Below are 2093 nucleotides of genomic sequence, written 5' to 3'. Positions count from 1 at the left end.
CGGATCTTCGACACTTACTAACTGAATAAAACCTCAAAAACCGCGTAACTGCGGCTTTTTTTATGTCAAATTTTATAAAAATATTTGTTGTATGTGTTGTGTGCTGTTGTGTTTTGTGGTATAATGGGTATATGAAATTATGGTATGACCGAAAATCAAAAGACCCTACCTACTTCATTCAGCTTGGAGTTCGTAACGGTAAAAAAACAACCACCAAAAATGTAGCCCGGATTGGAAAGCATTCTGAACTTCTAAAGATTACCGATGACCCGCTCGCATATGCAAAAGAACAGGTCAAAAAATATAATGAGGAGTACAAAAAGGAAAACAAGGTTTCTTTGGACTTAAAAGTTGATTTTGCAGAAAAGATAAAGGCTACAGATGCACTTACTTCCAAAAGTACACAACGGAATATCGGATATTTTTTCCTTCAGCAGATTTACCATGAACTTGAGATCCACTCTTTTTTCAAAAACGTAACCTCTGATATGAAAATTGAGTTCGATCCTAATCTAGTAAACCGCTTTATGATATATTCCAGAATCCTGAATCCGGATTCAAAGCTTGGAGCTCATCAGAATCTCTCTCTCTATTACGAACAGCCCGACTTTGATTATGTGCATATCCTGCGCACGATGGATATCATGAAGGATCATTATGAAGAATACATCCGACACCTTTTTGAAAAAAGCTGTAACATCATAAAAAGAGATACCTCTGTCTGCTTTTATGACTGCACAAATTACTATTTTGAAACAGAAATAGATGATGAGGATTATGTAGATGAGGTCACGGGAGAAACCATCAAAGGATTACGCAAATATGGCCCGAGTAAAGAGCACCGTCCGAATCCTATTGTGGAAATGGGGCTGTTCATGGACCGGGACGGAATCCCTCTTTCCATGTGCATTACCTCCGGCTCAGATAATGAGCAGACTACAGCAATCCCTCTGGAACAGCAGATGACGAAAATGTTGAAAGGCAAAAAATTCATTTACTGTGCTGATGCAGGTCTGGGTTCTTTCAACATCCGAAATTTTAACTCCATGGGCGGACGGGCATTTATTGTGACCCAATCCATTAAGAAATTGTCAGACCCGCTAAAGGAAGCAGTATTCAATGACTTTGATTATAGACTTCTGTCAACAGATGAACCTGTCTCATTGGAACACATGAAAAATTTTGATCGATTCGATAAAACTAACGAAGGGTTATATAACGACAGAGCCTATAAAGTTCTTACTGCAGACAGAGCCATCGATACTGGTTTATACGAAGAAAAAGTATGCAAAAATGGAAAAGTCAGGAACGTGAAATCCAAAGCAGTTTTGAAGCAGAAAATCATCATTTCTTTTTCTAGAAAAATGATGGAATATCAGCGATACATCCGCAACCGCCAGATTGAACGAGCCAAAAAATTACTCAAAAGTCTGGATCCGGAAACATATAAAAAAGGGCCTCACGATGTCACACGTTTCATTAAACGGACTTCTTCCACCAAATCTGGAGAAAAGATAAATGACCGTTATGAACTTGATCAAAGCGTCATTGATGAAGAAGAAAAATATGATGGATTTTATGCAGTTGCAACAAACCTTGATGACAGTGCGAAGGACATTATCGAAATCAGCAGCAATCGGTATAAAATCGAAGACTGCTTCCGGGTTATGAAAACCAACTTCTCAGCAAGACCGGTTTATCACCAGAAACGGGATCGTATTATCGCACATTTTATGATCTGTTATACAGCGCTGCTCATCTACCGGATTCTTGAAAAGAAACTGAATATGAATCAAACACATTTTACGATTGATAATGTCATCGAAACACTGAACAATATGGAAGTTGCTAATATTGAGGATATGTGCTATATGTCAACCTACACAAGTTCTCAAGTCTGTACAGCACTAAATGCGGTGATAGACTTAGGATTAGATAAAAAATACTACCAGCCAAAGGAACTGAATAAAAAAATAAAAAAAATTTCAAAGTAAAAATTCCATACAACATTCAAAAAATATAAAAAGAGGCAAAAACCCAGTAAAATCAATGGTTTGAGCCTCTTTGTTTTTTATCAAGTGTCGAAAATGGGA

1 protein-coding gene is annotated in these 2093 nt (G+C 37.4%); it reads left to right on the top strand.

All coding sequences use genetic code 11. The annotated features are described in order from the left end of the window. Window positions 1-131: 131 nt before the first annotated feature. Window positions 132-1994, top strand: a complete 1863-nt coding sequence (locus ACTNA4_RS15965) for an IS1634 family transposase (RefSeq protein WP_441031141.1) — start codon at window positions 132-134, stop codon at window positions 1992-1994. Window positions 1995-2093 lie beyond the last annotated feature (99 nt).

It is taken from the genome of Bariatricus sp. HCP28S3_A7 (genome assembly GCF_052066375.1).
Taxonomy (GTDB): Bacteria; Bacillota; Clostridia; order Lachnospirales; family Lachnospiraceae; genus Allocoprococcus.
This window is presented reverse-complemented; position numbering and strand designations above follow the sequence as displayed.

Excerpts from the sequence above, each read along its gene's own strand:
- ACTNA4_RS15965 (WP_441031141.1), top strand. The coding sequence starts at position 132 with ATGAAATTATGGTATGACCGAAAATCAAAAGACCCTACCTACTTCATT.